Here is a 16,350-nt window from a genome sequence, read left to right as displayed (position 1 = left end):
CCCTACAAAAAAAATGTCAATATTTTCCCATAATACTTATCTACTTTGAAAATAAAACAACTTTTTCTAGTTGTCAAGGAGCGATCGCTTCATTATTAGTCTTCTAGCAAAATGAAAATTCTTCCTCACTTCTGACTTGTGAGTTCTGACTTCTGACTTCATTTCCTGCCTGTCCCTGCCAAGGATTGAAAATATCAGGAACGGGCAAGATGCCCCCAAACACAAAACTATTAAAATCATTTTGAAAATAAAACAACTTTTTCTGGCTGTTGCTTGCTAACACCAAAAAATATAGACTATCCTAGACAAACACCTACAAAATGTCTAGGATATTACGCAATGGCAAATAGGTAGAAAAATTAGGAACCAGACACGAAACTTAAGTTCATGTCAAAGTTATAGCAAATATTATTGACACAAAAAGGCAAGCTCTGCTAACCTTGAGTAAAGTAATTCAATGTAAGTAATGGTCAAATCTCACGGTTCCTTAATAGGGATAGAAGCTAAAATTGAATATCATCCCGTATTTGAGGAACTCGGAGCATTATATGAATCCTGGAAACGCTCTGCTATTAACTGGATGCAAACAGAGAAATTATCAGAATCTGAACTAGAAAAGCGTCTCCAGAAAAAGTTTAACATTCAATGGGCTTATGCTGACTCAATTGCTACTGAAGCACGAACATGTTTAAACCAATTAAAAACAGCTAAAAAAAACCATTATTCTAAATTAGAGTTGCAATTAAGCGCCAAAACAACTGCGACAAAAAAACTGATCACCAAACTAGAAAAAACATTAAAATTAGCAACAAAAAAAGGTTTTCCACACACACAAGCTCGAAAGAAATTTTGTCATCAATTACTGGGTTTAAAAAGTAAAATTCAGAAAATAGCTAACCTGAAACGAAAATTAAAGAAGTTAAAAAACACAGAACGTCTACATATTTGTTTTGGTTCACAGAAATTATTTAACGCTCAACACAATTTAGCAGAAAACGGATATAAAACCCCAGATGAATGGAATGTAGATTGGAGAAAAAAACGCTCAGGCAGGTTTTTCTGTGTAGGAAAATCTCAGCCAGGGGGTGGAACTATGATGAAAGTTTTACCATTACAAGAGGATGGGTTATATAAATTACAAGTTCAACTACCTAGACCATTACAAGAAAAATATGGTAAGAAAATACAGTTAAAATTTTCAGTTTCAGATAGGATTGGAAGATATAGAGCCACAGATTTAGATTATGCCATAAACAGTTTAAAACCAATTACAATTTCTATTTTTCGTAGGGAGCAGAAACAGGATAATTGGTATGTACATCTTTCAACTTATGTACCAGAAATACCAGTAGTTCATACAAGAAAAAATGGTTGTCTTGGTATTGACTTTAATGCTGATTCAATTTCAGTTACTTATGTGAAGTGGGATGGTAACATTGAATATGCCCGAAGAAATTCCGTATAAATGGAAAAATCAAACTACAGGGCAACGACAAGCATCTATGAGAAATATTGTTTGTCAAATTGTCAAATTAGCAGAATTTTTTGAATGTGCTATTGCTATTGAGTCTCTAAACTTTAGTAATAAAAAGGCCAAGATGAGTGAAGAAAGTAAAGTTTATAATGAGATGCTTGTCTTATTATCTACAGGAATATTTAGAGAAACTTTAGAGTCACGTTGTAGAAGATTTGGAGTTGAATTAATTAAAGTTAATCCAGCTTTTACCAGTGTAATTGGAATGATTAATTATATGGCTAAATATGGCCTGAATAGTGGCACTTCTGCTGCTTTAGTAATTGGCCGTAGAGCGTTAAAATTATCAGAAAAAATACCACAGTGTTTGTTGAGACCGGAGGATGTCAACAAACATGATTGGAGTCATTGGAGGCGAGTTGCTAGTTTTATTAAACTACATCGTATCCGAAGGACTCAACTTTTTCAGTGGAGGAAAGCCCTTGAGGGAATCCTAACCCATGGTTTATGGGCGGAACATCAACTTTCACAGCAAGTACACATTGAAACGGGTGAGTAATGAATCATTTGCAATCACCGATGGCAGATGTCTAGCTTTGTCTAGTTTTCAAGAAGGTGTCAAGGAGCGATCGCTTAAAATTAATCTTCCAGCAAATCAAGAAAATTTCCCCTAAATTCTGAATTCTAAATTCTGAATTCTAAATTCTAAATTCATCAAGCAATACTCCCTCGCTTCCGAGTCTCCTTATAAGAAGTTCCCACATTTTTCAAACCAGCTTTAATCATTTCCTGCTCCAATAAAGCAAAGAAGCTCGCCCGATCGCCTCCCCGAACCACTGCCTGATTATGAGCTTCTGCCAATACCACCGGATAACCATAACCTTTTTGCACTTGAGCCAACATCATTCCTAACACTAACTCCAACATTTCTTCATCCTCAGCCACCCATTCTGGCATATCAATTCTGGCAACTTCCGTCCCCACATTCACATAACAAAAATAGATAATATTATCTCCATATAAATCCAAAATTCTAGCCGAAGATTGCCATAAAGGACTTCTTTGCCCAGGTTGTAATATCGAACCCCAAAATACCACATCTCGCAAAGGTTCAAATGACTGACAAGGAGCTTTTTCGGTAAAACCAAATCCTCCTAAACCAACATTCGGACAATTACTAACACAGTCAGGTTCATCATAAATACAAGCCTTTAAACGTAAAAAAGATAAACTTTCACTACTGCGAGAAGCACTCAAATAACCAATCAAAGGAATACCCGCTAACTTTAATTTATTCCAAGCATCTAAAATCGGATTTAAAATTCTATCCCGTGCTTCAGAAGGCAAAGATTCTAAGAACCAATAAATCAGAGAACCATCAACCATAGCTAATATTGGGGAATCTAAATTATCCGGATTATTTTTCCTCCATTCACAACCCAATTCTGCCAAAACCAAAGCCTCAGAAATAGTCCGTCGATAACCCATCCATTCTTCAGTTTTAATTCCCCATTGTCGAGACATATAAAGGTCATCTGCTTGATAAAAAATTTCTGGAATACTATCTAAAAGTGGATAAATACTTTCACCATAATTCAACATTACTCGCCCAATATTTAGCAAATAACAATAAGCAATTTCATGGTGACTTGGCGCTATTTGAGAACCGTCCGTAGCAAATACCGTATGATTTTTTGGAGGAGGATTAATTAGAGGATAAATATCTAAAGATTCTATAGGAATAGCCGGATTAAAAAGTATGCGATCGCTCCAACTTTCTTCTAATTCTAATAATTCTTCTTGTTCATTTTTTGCCTCTTCTAGTAATTGTTGAGCTATTTCTAATCTATTTTGTGCTGCCATTGCTTCTGCTGTGAGATGTTGGCTCATCCCTTGCATTTGTTTAGCTAGTTTTGTTAGGTCTAGCATAGTTTTTATTTCCTATTTTTAGAGCATTAAGTAATTTAATAAGGAAGAAGGAAGAAGGAAGAAGGAAGAGGGAAGAAAGAAAGAAGGAAAGAATCAATAGTGACATTGAAGAAAAAAAGGTAAAAATAATAGATATAGCAATATAGCTATCTAAGAAATCTAACAAGATACAGCTTTTTATCGCATTATTTATTTTGCCAATTCTGGGGGGAACAAGAATCCATTAGCTGCTAAAAGTCCCCCAATTTTGGGGGATTTAGGGAGCGCGTGATGTAGCATAAGAGACTTCTCAGACAACCTCTTAACTTCTTCCTTTTTCCCTCTTCCTTCTTCCTTCTTTCCACTTAGAAAAATTCTGGCAAAAAACTTATTTAATACTGAATTTTGCCCCCCGAGCAAGCCAATTCTGGGGGGAACAAGAATCAATTAGCTGGTAAAAGTCCCCCAATTTTGGGGGATTGAGGGGGCGAGTGATGTAGCAAATGAGACTTCTCAGACAACCTCTTAACTTCTTCCTTCTTCCTTCTTCCCTCTTCCTTCTTTCCATAGGGAAAAATCCTGACAAAACTGAGTAGAAGATAATAAATGAATAGGCGGATGTTGAGTTACAGATTCTCGTTCTTTCTGAGTATTGTAACCCCAATCTGCTAAAAATAATTCTACTTCTTTTAAGTCCGATTGTTTTTGTACAGATAGTAAAGTTTTCAATCTATCTTCAACAAACCAAATAATTGTTCCTGCTCCTGATGCTGCTAATAACATTCTGAGAGTTTCATATTTAGGACGTTTACATTCTTTGCCAATAATATCCGTTTCTGGTAAATTCACACCTTGTTTTTGCAGGAGCGATCGTACAAACCGCCCCTCTTTAGTTGTCACAATAACTGGTTTAACTTCTGATACTATCAACTGCTTTAACTTTTCCACTACCCCTGGATAAAATTCATGCAAAGACAACCATCCTTCTAAATCTTTTGCTATCCATTCATCTCTAGTATTATCCAGACAACTACCAATTTCTGCTGAATTTTTATTCTCTTCAGTCACAATCTTTGTAGCGATCGCTTGCCATTCCCGTAAAATTTTTTCTTCTTCAATACCTAATATTAAAGCCCGAATCAAAACAGGCATTTCCCAGCCAATTTCAATTACCGGACGTAATCGATAAAACTGTTCTGCCAAATCATTATTTGGTATTTGTTCTAATGGTTGCCAAATTTGACAGTAGGTGCGCCAGGCCGTTTGAAAATATTCAACCAGTCCATTGCATAAAACGCCATCAAAGTCAAGAGCTAGAAGAGTAGGAATTGTTGTTTGCATAATTTAGCTGCTTAAATCAAAAGTTAAAAATTAAAAGTTAAAAGTAAGACCGTTTCATCGCTGTTACCTACCCTACATAGATTTTACCAAAAAATTGGGTTTAAAGCCTTGCCCATAAGCGGGTGACTTTTTAGTTGTGTTTTTTTAATAAATATGTTATATGGCTGTTAGTTTAGATAGGAATTATGAAAGCTAGATTTAAGTATCGTATCTATCCAACACCGGGACAAAAATACCGAGAGCGCAAAGCTATTTGGTTCGGTCCGTGTGGTTTGGAATGATAGCCTAGTTTGTTGCCTGTGAAAAGTATAAATTAGGAGAGAAGAAACCCAATAATTCTCAACTACAAAAACAGTTTATCACTCAATCAAAAAACACTGAAGACAGAGAATGGTTATCAGAAGTTTCTGCTATACCATTGCAGCAATCTTTAAATGATTTAAATCAGGCTTATCAAAATTTTTTCAAATCAACTAAAGGTCAACAGAAAGGTAGACCTGTTAAACTTCCTAAATTTAAAAGTAGAAAGTCAAAGCAAACTGCTAGGTTTACACTCGTGAGGATTTAAAGTTGGTCAACATAAAGTTTATTTGGCTAAGATAGGAAAGCTGAAAGTTGTCTGGTCAAGAGAGTTACCTGCTCCTCCATCATCAGTAACAGTAATCAAAGATTGTAGGGGCGAACGGCCGTTTGCTTCGCATAACTATCGTTAACGCCCCTACTAGATATTTCTTGAGTTTTGTAGTAGAAATACAACCAGAAATCTTACCTCAAACTGATAATTCAGTAGGTATAGATTTAGGTATCAAAACCTTTGCTACATTTAGTGATGGTACAAAGGTTGATGCTCCTAAGCCACTTAAGAAACGAATTAAAAAATTAAGAAAGTTAAAGTTTGTCATTATCTCATAAAACTAAAGGCTCTAAAAGGTATGAAAAAGCCAGGGTTAGAGTAGCTAAATTCCATGCAAAACTGAAAGATATGCTTAACAGATTTTCTACATAAATTATCTACTAAAATAATTCGTGAAAACCAAACAATTGTTTTAGAATATTTGTTTGCGTTTGCGTAGCATCCCGTAGGGAAGCATCTCCGTTGGAAACGTTTCTGGTATGATCAAGAACCTTCAACAATTAATAATGAATAATGAATAATGAATAATGAATAATTACCTCTCCTTGAAAGAAGAGGATTGACTAAATAATGAAAATTTTCTTTATTATCCCCTTAAAAGGGGAGGCTTTAAACCACAATTTTTCGGTAAATTATCCAGAGCCATATCAGATTTAGGTTGGAGAACTTTCAGGACTTTTTTAGAAGGAAAAGCAGAAAAATATGGTCGCGATTTCAGAGTAATTAATCGTTGGGAACTAACATCTCAAACTTGCTCTAGCTGTGGATTCAAAGGTGGCAAGTTAGACCTTCAAGTGCGAGAATGGGAGTGTCTAAACTATGGCAACAAACACGTTCTTAGACGAAAACGCAGCGATAAATATATTAGTCGCTCCTTGGGCATGCCTCCTCCGGAGGAGCTACGCTAACGGAGATAAAAACGGACGTGGAGGCAAGTGTAACCCACCCCATCCCCTCCCGGGAGGGAGCAAGAGGGGTGGGTGCAACAGCCTGTGAGACGTCAACCCGCCGAGGAGTTACGGCTCGGTAGGAATCCCCGTGCCTTTAGGCCGGGGAGGATGTCAACAGATAGCTTCCGCTGAAAGCCCCCGTGTTTTAATGAAAACGAGGGAGTTGTTTAGACTAGACAACTTTAGTTGTCCTGTGCTATTGTAATGGACAATAAGTTTTCCAACGCCTTTTTGAAATGTACTGTTGTCAACAAGTTTTAGTAGGTAAAAATCCTCAATTAATTGCAACTTTAACATTCTTATGTGAACAGTCTCACAAGCTAACTAACATGGGAATATATTATGGTCGGCAATTATATTTTAAGTCTCAAAAAGGTATTGGTAAGTTTGACTTAGAAAAGGTCTACAAAAACAACAACCACTATAAAGTTTTACATTCTCAAGCAGCACAACAAGTATTGAGGGCTGTAGCTGAATCATTTAGGTCTTATTATAGTCTAATTAAAGCTTATACTGAAGGAAAAATTGCAGATAGACCTAGAATACCTAACTATAGAAAAAAAGGAAAAGGAGGATTAGCTACAGTTAGTTATCCGGCTCAAGCATTAAAGCTCAAAGGTAATCAAATTAGAGTACCACTAGGTAATACCTGTAAACGCTGGTTTGGTAAGAATTGCTTTTATATTCATAAGCCTAGTAATCTCGAATTTAATGCTCTTAAAGAACTGAGAATTCTACCAAGAAATAGATGTTTTTACTATGAATTTGTCTATGAAAAAGAAGTAGTTAAACCTCAATTAAATCAAGAAAATGTATTAGGAATTGACCATGGTGTCAATAATTGGTTGACTTGTGTATCTAATGTCGGTACGAGCTTAATTGTAGATGGTAAACATCTCAAATCAATGAATCGTTGGTACAACAAACAGATATCAACTATCAAAGAAAATAAACCTTTGGGATTTTGGTCAAATAAACTAGCTGCTATTACTGAAAAACGTAACCGCCAAATCCGTGATGGTATCAATAAAGCAGCCAGAATAGTCATTAATCATTGTTTAGAACATGGGCTTGGTACAATTATTTTTGGTTGGAATAAAGGTCAGAAAAATGAAATAAAATTAGGTCATAAAAATAACTCAGAATTTGTACCAATTCCTACAGCTAGACTCAAACATAGAATAGCTCAATTGTGCTTTGAATCTGGAATTATTTTTATAGAAACTGAAGAAAGTTATACAAGTATTGCTTCATTTTTAGATGGTGACTATCTACCTAATTATGGTGAAAAACCCGATGATTGGAAACCGTCAGGAAAAAGAATAAAGCGTGGTTTGTATAGGAGTGGTAATAATTGTTTTGTGAATGCAGACTGTAATGGGGCTGCAAATATTATCACAAAAGTAAGCAGAAAGCTAGGATTAAACTTAAGCCGACTGTGTAGGGGCGCTTTGACTTGTCCCCAAAGAGTTTATCTTTGGTCAGCTAAGAACAAACGAAGCAACAAGGATTGATCGGTGTTGCGTAGTATCAACTTAGAATCCCCTTGGCCTCAGTCAGGGGAGTAGTCAAAGGTTTATTAAAATTTAACAATTAAATAAACAAACAAAGACCAATAACAAAAATTGGTGGTTTTAATTATCAAGTGATAAATCAATTTCAATAATGGAGATGTAAAATTATGAGCACTAATGGAAATATGACAGAAACTAATAAAACTACTGATACTAGCAGTAAATCTAATACTCAAAGTAATCAGCCAACAAAATTGGATCAAGGGTCTCAACAGCGTACCACTTTACAAGTTGAGACCAAACCAGTACAAGAAAAGCAAGCACAAGAGTCTCAAGTATCTGGAAAATTAGCCTTACCTGGAAATCGTCCTATTGGCACAACTAATCTTAAGTATAGTCAAACAATTTCTAATCGTCCTGTAGTTTCAACAGGTCTTGAAGTCCATCATACAATGTCCGCTTCTGGAATTCGTCCAGTTGTTTCTAGTGGATTAGAATTTAATAGTACTATTACTGCTTCTGGAGTTCGCCCTATAGGTACTAATCATTTAGAAGTTAGTGAAACTTTGATGAATCGTCCAGTTGCTTCTAATCAGATTGATAGTGAAGGTTTAATGGGTTTTTTAGATTAAAATTCAACCATTTTCTACTAATTTAGAAAGTGTTTCTATAGATGCTCGATTAAGTTTGTTTGTCAAAATTTAGAATATTTTGGCAAACTATAATTAATAATTAATAATTAATAATTAATAATTAATAATTAACAATTAATAATTAACAATTAACAATTAATTATGGTCTAAAGTATCCCCTTTTAAAGGAATAAAAGGCGGTCGGGGGATGACTAAGTCTCCTCGCTATATCCATGAGACCAAGAGAGAAGAGAATATTCCTGATGTTAAGCTACCTTTTGAAAGAAGATACTTGAAAGCTTAGGTTATTCGTTTAATCTTAGGGTGCATCTCAATATTGTTTTAGGATTTTGTAACCAGTTATTTCCGCCATCCTGCACTAGATTTTCTCCCCAACTACAATAGGACTACTATATAATATTATATGAATGATTTTTTTGATGTTAAATTGAGGACTATGAGTAATTATTCTACTAGATTTAATTTACATAACTTGAAAGTTTTATACTTCATAGCAATATTCAGTATAGTTATTGCAATTAGTGGTTGTACTCCATCAGCTCAATCAACTGGTACTCAAGTAAATTCAGAAGAATTAGAAAAGCAAGTATTACAGATTATTCGTAATAATCCAGAAGCAATTATCGAATCAGTACAAGCTTACCAAGAACAACAACTGGAACAACAGCAAGCTAGTAACCAAGAAACATTAAAACAGTTTAAAACCAATCCTCAAACAAAAATTGGTAATTCTCCAACTTTTGGTTCTACCGAGCAACAAATAGTACTGTTTGAATTCTCAGATTTTCAATGTCCTTTCTGTTCCAGAGTGCAAGGAAATCTGAAAGAATTTATGGATAAACATCAAGATAGAGTAACTTTAGTATTTAAACATTTACCTCTAGTAAGAATTCATCCTCAAGCAATTCCAGCAGCTAAAGCATCTTGGGCAGCTCAACAACAGGGTAAATTTTGGGAATATCACGATGCTTTATTTGAACAACAGGACAAATTAGGTGAAGAGTTCTATATAGAGATTGCTAATAATTTGAATTTAGATATAGAGAAGTTTAATAGCGATCGCAAATCTCAGGAAGCAATTAATTCAATTCAAGAAGATATGCAACTAGCTCAAGAAATTGGTGCTTCTGGTACACCTTTCTTTGTGATGAATGGAGAAACTTTTTCTGGTGCAGTAAAACTGTCAGATATGGAGAAAATTTTGGCTAAAGTTAGTGAATAAATAAAGGAATAAAGAAGAAGGAAGAAGGAAGAAAGAAGAAGGAAGAAGAGGAAATTGGAGTGCGTAGCTAACAATAAGATGCTCCTATTGTTTAATATCAAATCCGGTTAATTCCACATAAAACTCAATTATATAATATCTGTTGATAATTTCTTAAATTACTTCAATATTAGACATCTCCTCCAAAAGAAGGAGTAGGGACGTTGCATGCAACATCCCTACAGGGAAATAATTGATAATTTCTGTAGGATAATTAATTTGATTTTTTATGATTGGAGGTGTCTATTTCATCTCCCCTACTCCCCTACTCCCTCTTCCCCTCCCAGGAGGGGAGGGGCGAGGGGTGGGTCCCCTACTCTCAACTATAGAATAAGTATTCAAGCGGATTTGATATAACGGGAGATAACTTCACAAAAAGTTAAAAATAGATATACAATCCATTTTTAACTTTTATAGTTTTTCTTAAATTCTATTGTGATTAAACAGTAACTAACTCAGGTTCAGGAACAGGACGCTTACTGTTACGAATACCACTAATTGCCTCTGCATAATCATCAGCTTTAAACACAGCAGAACCTGCAACAATAGCATTAGCACCAGCTTCTAACACCTGCCAAGTATTATTAGTCTTAAGGCCACCATCAACTTCAATCCAAGGATCGAGTCCTCGTTCATCACACATTTCACGAAGCTTACGAATCTTAGATACTACTCCAGGAATAAAGCTCTGGCCTCCAAAACCAGGGTTGACACTCATAATCAACACCAAGTCACACAAATCTAAAGTATATTCAATCAATTCTAATGGTGTAGAAGGATTTAGAACTACACCAGCTTGCTTACCCAACTCTTTAATTTGGCCTAGAGTTCGGTGTAAATGGGGTGAAGCATTATGTTCAGCATGAACAGATATAATATCTGCACCCGCCTTAGCAAAATCTTCAACATATTTCTCTGGCTCCACAATCATTAAGTGGACATCAAGAGGTTTCTCAGTGACAGGGCGAAGTGCTTTGACGATTAATGGACCGATAGTAATGTTGGGTACAAAACGGCCATCCATAACATCAACGTGAATCCAGTCAGCACCAGCTTGATCTACAGCTCGTACTTCATCTCCAAGACGGCTAAAATCTGCTGATAATATGGATGGGGAGATAACAATAGGTTTTTTCATACTGGTCATAAGGGTAAATGTTCTCCTGCTATTCTCTGTTGCTGTAAATTTTAACACTAATTTAATAATTTACTATCAAAATAGATATAGCAATTCTCATACTGGTGAGGAGGGGGCGGGGACTGTGGGGACTGTGGGGACTGTGGGAAGCACAGGATCTCAAAAAATATAAGTTTGTAAATATTCTCTGACGACAAAGAATTAGCCCTGCTCCCAGGAGGGGAAGTCAGGAAGACCGAGTCAGAATGAATAGGTTTGATACCATTTTTTATATAAAAATTTATCTTTTTCGTCCAATAGATATTTCCTATAAATTATTTTCATACTGCTTATTATTTGTAACATTATTTTTTCAATTTTGTCTGATGTCAAAGGAAATCAAGAATAGGAAAAAGTCTAAAATTTTACGATTTTACTAAAGTTATTGGCAATAAAAAAAATTGATAACTCCTTGACAACTTTCTTAGATATTTTATCTGGAAATGCTGTATATTGAGTTATCATTGGAGCAAACAACTTTTATTGAGGAGTATCTTTATCCAAATTTTTGTCAGAAGATAAAAAAAATCTTGGCAGTTTTCAGTTTGACTAAAGTTGTCAAAAAAATATTCATTATTTACAGATTACACAGGATAATTATAGTTGTAGCAGCTTAATAAAAAGTATTTTTGAGAAAATAAATAATATATGTATAACGGGTGCATCTCATATTTGCAAAAATACTTTTACTTTTTTTTCTATATATTCCCTATTCCCTATTCCCTGTTCCCTGTTCCCTAAAAGCGATAATTTTTTGGCTTTATTCACGCATTGAGATGCACCCTGTATAACAATATTTGGTAAATTTATTCTGAGAAAAAATTATTCCTGGAATCCAACAAGTTTTAATGATAGAAATAGTGGTAAAAATTGCAGTTGTACTAATAATCTAAACAACAAAAATGAGAAATACTGAGAAACTGGAAAATTCAGAAATAAAGCGTCTACAACTATTTTTGTTAGTTACCCCAATATTAGGTTTATTCCCCGCAATATGGATTTTGTCTCGTCAAAACAGTAGTCCACAACATAGAGCAGTCAGCAAATTAGTTATTACTTTAACCATGATGTGGATCTTGGGCAATATTTTATTACAACCAGGGACTGAAGTTGGGGAATCTGGGACTATCACACTGTTATTAATAAATAGCCTACTAACTACTAGCTACTTCATAATAAGTTTCGGCCTAATGGTTCGTATTTGGAAAAAACAACCCTTATGGCTACCAGGAATTAGCCGGATAGCAGAAAAAGTGGTAGGTAAACATTTATGATAGTCGAAGATTCTATTGACATACTCCCGATGTTGCCCTTGAGCGACAACGCAGGATTCTTCAACCCGCAAAGGAGTTGCAGTTTATACAGAGGTGATGTCCTCCCCCTGTGTTCTTCTGTTATAACATGGTCGCTTTACCATGCAACGTTCCCTTGCAGAAGAACGCGGGACTTCTCGCTATTTTCTATTAAACTATTGAAGATTTTAATTTTCAGTAAAATTTTTCTGACAAAAACCTTATCTTAATATTTAGTGTGTGAGGAAACCAGTGCCCGCTAATAAATTTTTACATTCAACCTCTAGAAAACATTCAACAAAAGAAGATTTACAGAGACAACCTACCCAATTTGGTCCAGGACGTTGGTTTGGTTTGGGCCTAGGTTTAGCTGGAGTGGCAATGATATCTGCAACAGCAGGCGCTCTATTAGCCGTATCTCTTTCAAGCACTCCATTAATGCAACAAAAGCTCTCTCCAGAAGAAGCAGCAGTATTTTCTCAACAAGACCTGGCCAAAAGTAATATGAGATTGCCAGAGTTAACCCGGCCTGTAAATATATTGCTATTGGGAGTAAAAGTATTAACGTCAGATTTAGAAGAATATCCCCACTATAATAATGATGTAGGATATCACGCTTTAGTTAATTCTTTTAAGGGATTATCTGATACGATGCTTCTGGTAAGGTTTGACCCTAAAAATCAGAAGTTAACTTTGCTTTCTATTCCTAGAGATACTCGTACTTATGTAGAGGATCGAGGCTTAACCAAGATTAATGCTGCGAACTATTACGGTGGACCTGCGAAAAGTGCAAAAGCTGTGAGTGAACTTCTTGGTGGGGTAGGAATTGACCGTTATATTCGAGTCAATGTACAAGGAGTAGAAAAATTAATAGATGCTCTTGGGGGTGTAACAGTTAATGTGCCCAAAGACATGAAATATCAAGATGATAGTCAACATTTGTATATTAATCTCAAAGCTGGCAAACAACATCTCGATGGCGATCGGGTTCTACAATTTTTGAGATTCCGCTACGATAATTTAGGGGACATTGGGCGAGTTCAACGCCAGCAACTTTTAATGCGGGCATTTATGGAACAGTCGGTTAATGTCAAAACTTTATCACGACTACCAAAAATTCTTTCGGTAATTCAGTCTCATATTGATACAAATTTGAGTGTTGAGGAATTAGTGGCTTTGATGAATTTTGCTGCTAAAACTGAGCGCTCTAATATGCAGATGTTGATGGTACCTGGTGAGTTTAGCAACCCTGGGGAGTATAATGCTAGTTACTGGTTGCCCGATCTGACAACTCTAGATACGATGATTGCTAAACATTTTGATTTTGGCTACGATCGCGAACAATCAGAAAATTATGAGTCTTCTTATATTAGAGTAGCAATTCAAGATAGTACAGATGATTGGGACTCTGTTGATGAGTTAGTAAATTCCCTAAACGATGCTGGTTATTGGAATGTGAAAGTGGCTAAACCTTGGAATTCACCTTTGGAGGTGACTCGAATTGTTGCTCAGAAAGGAGATATTCAAGCTGCACAGGAAGTTCAAAAGTCTCTGGGTTTTGGAGAAGTTTTTGTAGAAAGTACGGGACATTTAAGGTCAGATGTGACTATTCAGTTAGGAAAAGATTGGTTATCAATTCAGGATGAATCTCAAAATTCACGAGATTGGTAGTATAAATTGTGCTGTTAGGGTGCTTTTTTTACCGAAATATTAAGCTATAAAGCTTATCTATTGATGGGGTGATGGGGAAAAAAATTGTTTTTAGTCAGTCCTTTTCTTATTAATAAGAGGTAATTATTAATTTTTGAAATAAGTTTCCTAGTTGATGAGGTACATCTTGGCAGTAGGGACACAGGAATTGGGAGTAGGCAGTGGCAGTGTTACCTTGCACGGTGTGATAGCTGATAATATCAAATCCGGTTAAATACCCTCACAATCAATAGCTTAAAACCCTGATGATTACGTTATTCGATCTATGTGCAATTAGGCGGATTTGATATAACTCCTCTGTAAGAAACTAGATGAAATGGAAAGCACACTAACAGAGGCATATAGATATTAATACTTAACTGTACCTCCCCATCTTAAAAAGTGCTGTAATATTATACTTAAACCTAGAAAGACATTCCAGGGGAATGTCTTTACTCTAACAAAATTTTCTGAGATTTGTTGATTTTGATGATAATTTTAAAGATGAGTGAATGGTATGAACAAGTATCCGCGATCGTAGAAAATAATATCTATTTTTCACAGGATTAAGAACCGAAAACTACCTTTTAAGTTCTAATACTATACCTTAATTCAGTAAAACTATATTCTGAAAGTATTGGTAGTTTTGATCGAAAAAACTTTAACAGTAAAAAAATCTAGTTATTGGGTTAGGAAAGTTTTACTAATAGAAAGTAAAATTAGTATACAACCAACCTTCAATAACCAAGGAATAAGGTTGAAAAACCATATTAATCCAATGAATCCGATGCAAGGTGCTAGCAAGCGAGGAATCCCATCCAGAGTTTTGACATCAGAATTGACACTGACAAAAATAGCCAGACAAGAAATACATAAGGGAACTATATAATTCAGATTCATGGTATTTATGAGTGATTTACAAATAATGAGCGATCTAGCTAAATAGTATAGCTAAAGATCGAATAAATTCCCACATTTTAGAATTAGTATCTAACGATTAGAAACAGGATCGGGAATATGAAATTCGATCCATTACGATCCATAACTGTAAAAGCTTTATTGCCTTTCAATTTGGAGTACAATTTTAGCTCAGGATTGTGCACAAAATAGAATTTGTGCAAAAATAAAAGTGTAGAATAGTTGCAATTACCATATTTCTGATGGAATTGGCTACTTGAAAATAACAGTGAAATCACTGAGAGGTTTTCCTTCCTAAGTGAAAGCACAGAGACTTCCAAACTATCAAATTTTTTAGGTAAAATTTGAGTTCTTCAAGTAAAACAGTAAAAGCAGAAACTTGTCAATTTTATTCATCATTAAACGAATGAATTCCTGAAATAATTCAGAAATATTAGCATTTGCAGCAACTACAGTAGTTAATTTCAGCTATTCAAGGTAAATTACTAAAAGTTTTTCACCATGTTAGGTAAATTTTTCCACAAACCAGAAGCAGAAAATAGCGATCGCGTTCCTCCCGGTCAATACTTAGCTAAAGGATTTCCCGTACTAACTTATGGCGAAACTCCTAATATCAGTACAGATACATGGGAATTGAAAGTATGGGGTTTGGCTAAACCATTAACCTTGACTTGGCCAGACTTAATGGCCATGCCACAAAACCACTTCACAGCAGATTTTCATTGTGTGACCCGCTGGTCAAAACTAGATGTTCAGTGGACAGGGGTAAAAGTTACAGATTTGATGGGTCATGTAGAAGTCGATCCTAAAGCTGTCCATATTATGGAACATTGTTATGGAGGCTACACTACTAATATTTCTGTGACTGACTTTCTCAGAGAAGAAAATTTCTTTGCCCACACTTTATTTGGTGAGCCATTACCAGCAGATCATGGTGGCCCTGTGCGATTGGTAGTTCCTCACCTCTATGCTTGGAAAAGTGCCAAATGGATTAATGGATTAGAATTTCTTGAGGATGAAGAGTTAGGTTTCTGGGAGCGGAATGGTTATCACACAAGAGGTGAACCTTGGGCAGAAGAGCGTTATAGTAGCTCTGGTTTTTAAGTATATTTTTTGGTCAAGTTAGCTTGGTATTACGAATCACAGATGCATGAGAATCCCGCGCTGTAATTTTTAATTCAGCGCCGGGAGTATTTCAATTTAGGCGATCGCTACATAGCAGAAGCAAGAAGGAAGAATAAAGGACCTAAGTTGAAAAAATCTGACGTTGTCTGAATTTTAAGTATTTGATTTGTCCGCTAAAAAAGTTTCATTGCTCTGAGCTGAAAATTCGTTTTTGTATAATTTCCGCTGATAGAGCTTTTGACATAGATAGAATAAAGTTAGTATGGGCAGCTCAAAAGGATTTTTCGGCGTTGCTGAAGAGCGTGTATGATATTAGTCTTAATTACTTAGGAGTCAAAATACCCTCGCCCTCCTCCTGGGGAGGGGGAAGACCGAGTCAGGAGGAAAGAAAGAAGAATAGACATCATTACTGAG

At 35.6% G+C, this 16,350-nt stretch carries 15 protein-coding genes; 12 read left to right on the top strand and 3 right to left on the bottom strand.

The window, feature by feature from the left end:
* Positions 1–466: 466 nt before the first annotated feature.
* The 3 genes from SAGCYANO_RS20775 to SAGCYANO_RS47860 are packed head-to-tail and all read left to right on the top strand — an operon-like array spanning position 467 to position 2,148.
* Positions 467–1,465 carry a hypothetical protein gene (locus SAGCYANO_RS20775; RefSeq protein ID WP_202221805.1) on the top strand — a complete coding sequence of 333 codons (999 nt, stop codon included), beginning with the start codon at positions 467–469 and terminating at the stop codon, positions 1,463–1,465.
* On the top strand, positions 1,443–2,033 hold the full coding sequence (locus SAGCYANO_RS20770) for an IS200/IS605 family accessory protein TnpB-related protein (RefSeq protein ID WP_202221804.1): 591 nt from the start codon (positions 1,443–1,445) through the stop codon (positions 2,031–2,033). Before SAGCYANO_RS20775 ends, SAGCYANO_RS20770 begins: the two co-directional genes overlap by 23 nt.
* Positions 2,026–2,148: a hypothetical protein gene (locus SAGCYANO_RS47860; RefSeq protein ID WP_255502634.1), complete on the top strand. Its 123-nt coding sequence runs from the start codon at positions 2,026–2,028 to the stop codon at positions 2,146–2,148. The genes SAGCYANO_RS20770 and SAGCYANO_RS47860 overlap by 8 nt, the downstream gene beginning before the upstream one ends.
* Before the next feature lie 40 nt (positions 2,149–2,188).
* On the opposite strand, the gene SAGCYANO_RS20765 is transcribed toward SAGCYANO_RS47860, so the two are convergent.
* A complete protein-coding gene (locus SAGCYANO_RS20765) occupies positions 2,189–3,403 on the bottom strand; it encodes a DNA double-strand break repair nuclease NurA (RefSeq protein WP_202221803.1) in 1,215 nt (404 codons plus the stop codon).
* A gap of 504 nt (positions 3,404–3,907) precedes the next feature.
* A complete protein-coding gene (locus SAGCYANO_RS20760; RefSeq protein ID WP_202221802.1) occupies positions 3,908–4,723 on the bottom strand; it encodes an HAD family hydrolase in 816 nt (271 codons plus the stop codon).
* A gap of 185 nt (positions 4,724–4,908) precedes the next feature.
* Between SAGCYANO_RS20760 and SAGCYANO_RS45130 the strand changes: the two genes are divergently transcribed.
* The 6 genes from SAGCYANO_RS45130 (at position 4,909) to SAGCYANO_RS20730 (ending at position 9,696) form a co-directional block, all read left to right on the top strand.
* Positions 4,909–5,004 carry a helix-turn-helix domain-containing protein gene (locus SAGCYANO_RS45130; RefSeq protein WP_237396434.1) on the top strand — a complete coding sequence of 32 codons (96 nt, stop codon included), beginning with the start codon at positions 4,909–4,911 and terminating at the stop codon, positions 5,002–5,004.
* Positions 5,005–5,413: 409 nt separating this feature from the next.
* The gene (locus SAGCYANO_RS20750) at positions 5,414–5,635 is read left to right on the top strand and encodes a transposase (RefSeq protein WP_202221801.1); all 222 of its coding nucleotides are present in this window, start codon (positions 5,414–5,416) and stop codon (positions 5,633–5,635) included.
* A 366-nt stretch (positions 5,636–6,001) separates the two neighbouring features.
* Positions 6,002–6,265 carry a zinc ribbon domain-containing protein gene (locus SAGCYANO_RS20745; protein ID WP_375339972.1) on the top strand — a complete coding sequence of 88 codons (264 nt, stop codon included), beginning with the start codon at positions 6,002–6,004 and terminating at the stop codon, positions 6,263–6,265.
* A 278-nt stretch (positions 6,266–6,543) separates the two neighbouring features.
* Complete coding sequence (locus tag SAGCYANO_RS20740) at positions 6,544–7,821, top strand: RNA-guided endonuclease TnpB family protein (RefSeq protein WP_202221800.1); 1,278 nt, start codon at positions 6,544–6,546, stop codon at positions 7,819–7,821.
* 167 nt (positions 7,822–7,988) lie between these two features.
* On the top strand, positions 7,989–8,453 hold the full coding sequence (locus tag SAGCYANO_RS20735; RefSeq protein WP_202221799.1) for a hypothetical protein: 465 nt from the start codon (positions 7,989–7,991) through the stop codon (positions 8,451–8,453).
* Positions 8,454–8,910: 457 nt separating this feature from the next.
* A complete protein-coding gene (locus SAGCYANO_RS20730) occupies positions 8,911–9,696 on the top strand; it encodes a DsbA family protein (RefSeq protein ID WP_202221798.1) in 786 nt (261 codons plus the stop codon).
* Between the two features lie 478 nt (positions 9,697–10,174).
* Here SAGCYANO_RS20730 and rpe read toward each other — a convergent pair whose 3' ends face one another.
* Entirely contained in the window at positions 10,175–10,882 is a 708-nt protein-coding gene (gene rpe / locus SAGCYANO_RS20725; RefSeq protein WP_202221797.1) for a ribulose-phosphate 3-epimerase, read from the bottom strand.
* Between the two features lie 932 nt (positions 10,883–11,814).
* On the opposite strand from rpe, the gene SAGCYANO_RS20720 reads away from it, so the two are divergent.
* The 3 genes from SAGCYANO_RS20720 to SAGCYANO_RS20705 all read left to right on the top strand — a co-directional run bounded on the left by SAGCYANO_RS20720 (position 11,815) and on the right by SAGCYANO_RS20705 (position 15,915).
* Positions 11,815–12,186 (top strand): hypothetical protein, encoded by a 372-nt coding sequence (locus tag SAGCYANO_RS20720; RefSeq protein WP_202221796.1) that lies wholly within the window; start codon positions 11,815–11,817, stop codon positions 12,184–12,186.
* Between the two features lie 270 nt (positions 12,187–12,456).
* Complete coding sequence (locus SAGCYANO_RS20715; protein ID WP_237396433.1) at positions 12,457–13,875, top strand: LCP family protein; 1,419 nt, start codon at positions 12,457–12,459, stop codon at positions 13,873–13,875.
* 1,437 nt (positions 13,876–15,312) lie between these two features.
* Positions 15,313–15,915 carry a sulfite oxidase-like oxidoreductase gene (locus SAGCYANO_RS20705; RefSeq protein WP_202221794.1) on the top strand — a complete coding sequence of 201 codons (603 nt, stop codon included), beginning with the start codon at positions 15,313–15,315 and terminating at the stop codon, positions 15,913–15,915.
* The last annotated feature ends 435 nt before the right edge of the window (positions 15,916–16,350 follow it).

Origin of the sequence: Okeania sp. KiyG1 (genome assembly GCF_014132355.1) — a bacterium.
In the GTDB taxonomy this organism is placed as follows: Bacteria; Cyanobacteriota; Cyanobacteriia; order Cyanobacteriales; family Microcoleaceae; genus Okeania.
The sequence above is the reverse complement of the archived record's forward strand: the minus strand, read 5'-3'. Positions and strand labels throughout refer to the sequence as shown.

What these genes read in the sequence shown, in the direction of transcription:
- SAGCYANO_RS45130 (WP_237396434.1), top strand. Translation starts at nt 4,909, where the DNA reads ATGAAAGCTAGATTTAAGTATCGTATCTATCCAACACCGGGACAAAAA.
- SAGCYANO_RS20765 (WP_202221803.1), bottom strand. Translation starts at nt 3,403, where the DNA reads ATGCTAGACCTAACAAAACTAGCTAAACAAATGCAAGGGATGAGCCAA.
- SAGCYANO_RS20720 (WP_202221796.1), top strand. Translation starts at nt 11,815, where the DNA reads ATGAGAAATACTGAGAAACTGGAAAATTCAGAAATAAAGCGTCTACAA.
- SAGCYANO_RS20730 (WP_202221798.1), top strand. Translation starts at nt 8,911, where the DNA reads ATGAGTAATTATTCTACTAGATTTAATTTACATAACTTGAAAGTTTTA.
- SAGCYANO_RS20775 (WP_202221805.1), top strand. Translation starts at nt 467, where the DNA reads ATGGTCAAATCTCACGGTTCCTTAATAGGGATAGAAGCTAAAATTGAA.
- rpe (WP_202221797.1), bottom strand. Translation starts at nt 10,882, where the DNA reads ATGACCAGTATGAAAAAACCTATTGTTATCTCCCCATCCATATTATCA.
- SAGCYANO_RS20770 (WP_202221804.1), top strand. Translation starts at nt 1,443, where the DNA reads ATGCCCGAAGAAATTCCGTATAAATGGAAAAATCAAACTACAGGGCAA.
- SAGCYANO_RS20705 (WP_202221794.1), top strand. Translation starts at nt 15,313, where the DNA reads ATGTTAGGTAAATTTTTCCACAAACCAGAAGCAGAAAATAGCGATCGC.
- SAGCYANO_RS20735 (WP_202221799.1), top strand. Translation starts at nt 7,989, where the DNA reads ATGAGCACTAATGGAAATATGACAGAAACTAATAAAACTACTGATACT.
- SAGCYANO_RS20760 (WP_202221802.1), bottom strand. Translation starts at nt 4,723, where the DNA reads ATGCAAACAACAATTCCTACTCTTCTAGCTCTTGACTTTGATGGCGTT.
- SAGCYANO_RS20740 (WP_202221800.1), top strand. Translation starts at nt 6,544, where the DNA reads ATGTACTGTTGTCAACAAGTTTTAGTAGGTAAAAATCCTCAATTAATT.